Origin of the sequence: Streptomyces sp. NPDC002130, from assembly GCF_040296465.1 — a bacterium.
In the GTDB taxonomy this organism is placed as follows: domain Bacteria; phylum Actinomycetota; class Actinomycetes; order Streptomycetales; family Streptomycetaceae; genus Streptomyces.
The window spans coordinates 1-1,180 of record NZ_JBEOXI010001064.1; the positions used below are offsets into that span (position 1 = coordinate 1).

1 protein-coding gene is annotated in these 1,180 nt (G+C 58.6%); it reads left to right on the forward strand.

From position 1 onward, the window contains the following. Nucleotides 1-1,078 (forward strand): glycosyltransferase (locus ABT116_RS48420; protein ID WP_351647910.1); only part of this gene is annotated, 1,078 nt, incomplete at its 5' end. Between the last annotated feature and the right edge of the window lie 102 nt (nucleotides 1,079-1,180).

Below are 1,180 nucleotides of genomic sequence, written 5' to 3' on the forward strand. Positions count from 1 at the left end.
ATCCGCTTCGGTTGCCTTCTACCCGTGGCAACGAAACGTGTTATTGGTGGGCTTCGCGTTGGTTGCCGTCAGCCTCGTCTTCTTCCTCGCGCCAACTCTCATCGCTCTGACATTGATCTGCACCATCGGATATATCTGGGCGATGGTCGACCGCTTGATCTTGTTCACGAGGGGTCTTGATGCGTCCTCGATCATGACGATCAGTGACGAAGAGGCACTTGCTCTTTCATACGACGACCTTCCCACCTACACCATTCTGGTCCCCGCATACAACGAGCCGGAGGTCGTCGGCGACCTCATCGCAGCCATGCGAGCGATCGATTATCCGGCAGACAAGATGCAAGTCCTGCTCCTACTCGAGGAGGATGATGCCATCACGATCGAAGCGGCGCTTGCCGCCGGTGTGGACGAGGTCGTCAGCATTCTGAAGGTGCCCGCGGCCGATCCACGAACCAAACCGAAAGCATGCAACTACGGGCTGCATTTCTCGACGGGCGAGATCGTCACGATCTACGACGCCGAAGATTCCCCCGACCCACTCCAATTACGTCGAGTAGTCGCAACTTTCGCGAAGCTTCCCGAGAACACTGCTTGCGTTCAGGCCAAACTTGCATTCCACAACGGAACTCAGAACCTGTTGACCGCATGGTTCACCGCCGATTACGCGCTGTGGTTCAGCTTCATCCTTCCTGGATTGATGCGGAGCAATTCACCGATCCCTCTCGGCGGAACCTCTAATCATCTACGACGCAGCGTTCTCGACGAGATCGGTGCATGGGATCCTTTCAACGTCACCGAGGACGCAGACCTCGGGGCTGCCGTCCAGCACCTTCGGAGATGGGGGTTTCATGTGAACACCGGGGGCGAAGGCGAGCTGATCGAGTCTGGATTTGTCGTACGCCCCCAACCGAGCGTAAACCGGCAGGTAGTGACTGCGCTCGAAGACATTGACCGAGTCGATCTGCAGCACCTGCAACCGGTCCATCACGCCGACCAGATTGCGACGCGTGACCGTCGTGGGATGCGATTTGCCGAATCCCTGAGCGGCAAGCGCTATGCGACGGGCAGCTGCCAGTGACACGACTTCGCTCATAGTGGGCCAGACTACGCACACCCACCGACACGTTTCAGGAGGCCGATGTTCCGCGGCGCGTGGACACGGTCGAGGCGGCTTGACGGC